General features: G+C 73.7%; 3 protein-coding genes. 1 reads left to right on the top strand and 2 read right to left on the bottom strand.

Annotated features, from left to right (window positions below; translation table 11 throughout):
• Positions 1-1,255: SWIM zinc finger family protein (locus AADR41_RS41840; RefSeq protein ID WP_342287688.1), on the top strand; the 1,255-nt coding region annotated here is incomplete at its 5' end.
• Between the two features lie 16 nt (positions 1,256-1,271).
• On the opposite strand, the gene AADR41_RS41835 is transcribed toward AADR41_RS41840, so the two are convergent.
• Together AADR41_RS41835 and AADR41_RS41830 are read right to left on the bottom strand one after the other, a co-directional pair.
• Positions 1,272-1,583: a hypothetical protein gene (locus tag AADR41_RS41835; protein ID WP_342287687.1), complete on the bottom strand. Its 312-nt coding sequence runs from the start codon at positions 1,581-1,583 to the stop codon at positions 1,272-1,274.
• 210 nt (positions 1,584-1,793) lie between these two features.
• On the bottom strand, positions 1,794-2,294 hold the full coding sequence (locus tag AADR41_RS41830; protein ID WP_342287686.1) for a DUF3574 domain-containing protein: 501 nt from the start codon (positions 2,292-2,294) through the stop codon (positions 1,794-1,796).
• Positions 2,295-2,706 lie beyond the last annotated feature (412 nt).

The raw sequence follows: 2,706 nt of genomic DNA, 5'->3' as shown, positions 1-2,706 counted from the left end.
GCGGTACGGCCCCGACGATCTGCGGCGCACCTTCGAGGCCGTACCGCCCCGCACCGGCGACGGCGACGAACCCTTCGCGGACAGCTGGTGGGGCCGTGCCTGGGTGACCGCCCTGGAATCCCTCTCGATGGACGAGGCCCGGCTCTCCCGCGGCCGTACGTACGCCGACAGCGGCAAGGTCGCCGCGATCACCGTCACCCCCGGCCGGGTCGTCGCCTACGTCCAGGGCAGCCGCCCCCGCCCCTACCGCTGCGAGCTGCGGCTGCGGACCCTCGCCGACCCCGACTGGGACACCTTCCTGGACGCGGTCGCGGCCCGGCCCGGACACCTTGCCGCGCTGCTCACCAAGGAGATGCCGCACTCGCTGGCCGACACGGCGGCCGAGGCCGGCATCGCTCTGCTGCCCGGCCCGGGAGACCTCGACCCCGGCTGCTCCTGCCCGGACCACGGCCGGCCCTGCAAGCACGTGGCCGCGCTCTGCTACCAGATGGCGAGACTCCTGGACACCGACCCGTTCGTCCTGCTGCTGCTGCGCGGCCGGGGCGAACGGGAACTCCTCGAAGAGCTGGGCCGCCGCAACGCCGCCCACTCCGCGCGGGAGCGCCCCGCGGCCCCCGACACCCCCTCGGTGCCGGCCCGCGAGGCCCTCGGCGACCGCTTCCTCCCGCCGCTCCCCGCCCCGCTGCCGGTGCTGCCGCATCCCGCGCAGCCGCCCTCCTACCCGAGCCTGCCCGGCGCACGCGACCCGCTGGCCCTCGACCACCTCGCCACGGACGCGGCGGCCCGCGCACACACCCTGCTCACCACCGGCCTCGATCCGCTCGCCGGACTCACCTCCTGGCAGGACGCGGTACGGCTGGCCGCGTCCCGGCCCACCGCAGGGCTCACCGCCACCACCCGCGCCCTCTACCGCGAGCTGGCGTACGCCACCGGCCGCACCACCACCGACCTGGCCCGCGCGGTCGCGGCCTGGCGCCAGGGCGGCGCCGGAGGGCTGGCCGTCCTCGAAATCCCCTGGGATCCCCCGGCCGGTCCCTTCGACCGGGCCCGCCCCGCACTCGCGGCCGCCGGCTTTCCCCGCTTCCAGCCCCGGCGCAACCACCTCACCCACCCCGGAGGCACGCTTCAGCTCCGCTTCGGCCACGACGGCCGCTGGTACGGCTACGAATCCGAGCCGGGCGAGGACGACTGGTGGCCCCGGGCCACGCCGGACACCGACCCGGTGAGCGCGCTCATGGAGCTGAGCGGGAGCTGAACCGGCCCTGCGGGCCTCAGAAGTTCTGCAGATAGACGAAAAGGGCGATCAGGAACACGGCGACGATCGGCAGCATGATCAGCCCTGCTTTGCGGAACGCCTCGTTGTCCTGCTGGGACAGGCCCTGGTCGGCACCGTGCACCGATGTCAGATGCTCCCCGGCCATGTCGACGATCTTCTTCATCGTCAGCAGCGACGGCGACCAGTCGCAGTGGGCGCAGACAAGGAAGTCGCGGTACGGGTCGTACCGGAAGTCCCGCTCGATATTGACCGTGAACTCCTGGCCGTCCGGTGTCGAGGCCGTGAAGTGGCGTACTGGCGTGCGCATGTGGATCGCTCCCCGTTCGTGCGTGTGTGCGGTTCCGTACCCGGCCGCGGCACAGTACCCGACGGGGATGTGCCCGTTCCTCCCGCACGATGTGACGGAGGCTCACACGCCGGCACCGTATCGGCCGGCCGCACCGGACCAGCCGGCCGCGCGGGCACCGGGCCCGCGCGGCGGCATGACCGGCGGCATGGCAGGGGTGACGGCCCGGGGTCAGAAGTCGGCCGTGGTGCGCTCTTCGATCCGGGCCACCGAGTCCTGGGCGTAGGCCTTCTCGTAGGCGTCGCGGATCCGCTCGATCCGGTCATCGCGTACACGGGCCTCGGACGCGGGGTAGAGCAGGATCAGTTCGTAGCTGCGCTCCCGCTCGATGACCCCGCGGGAGTCCCGCCACTGCCCCCGGCCGTCCTGGACGGTCAGCCCGTTCGGGAAGCGCGGCGTGACCTCCTCGTCGATGAACGCCATGAACTGCCGATCGGTCACAGCCGGTCCGCCGTCGGGGCGTTCGGTGCCGAAGAGGAGCCGGGTCTCGATGTACGCCTTCCCGCGTGTGGCGAGGGCCGAGGCCGCGGGGGCTTCGTCGTCCAGCGTGGCGGACGCGACGGGCGAGCCCACGGCCAGTACGGACAGGGTGACGGCGGCCGTCGTCAGCGCGGTGCGCTTCCGCCGGCCGGTGCGGTCCTGCGAAACGGTGGAGCGGTGGATGCGGGGCAAGGCAGTGACCTTCTTTCGGGCCTGGGTTCGGGCCTGGGGAGGGAGGAGGGAGAGGCGACGACGGGGGTCGGTCCGTACGCGAGGTGCCCCAGGACTGCCCGCGGAACGGGTGGTGCGGACGTGCGGGCCTCACTGTGACAAGCGGCCCCCGCCGGACAGCGGCAAGGACATGGGCGTCCGGTGGAAACCACCCGTACGGATCGGTCCGCAACGCGGGCGAAGTCCAGCCGCGCCCCGGGGCGCGGGCCGCCGCATTCGCCCATGACCACGGAGATCGACCGGATCGATCCGGAGCAACTGCGTCCCACGCCCGGCTGTCAGCACATCACCGTCCTGGAGGCCGGCCGGACCGCGCAGCGGCCGGGCAGTGCGCGCTCGACCGCTCGGGCACCCCGGTGGGGGGGGGGGGCGG

The sequence above is a fragment of the Streptomyces sp. CLV115 genome (assembly GCF_038448545.1).
GTDB lineage: Bacteria > Actinomycetota > Actinomycetes > Streptomycetales > Streptomycetaceae > Streptomyces > Streptomyces sanglieri.
Note: the sequence above shows the minus strand (reverse complement) of the source record. Positions and strands in the feature narration are given on the sequence as shown.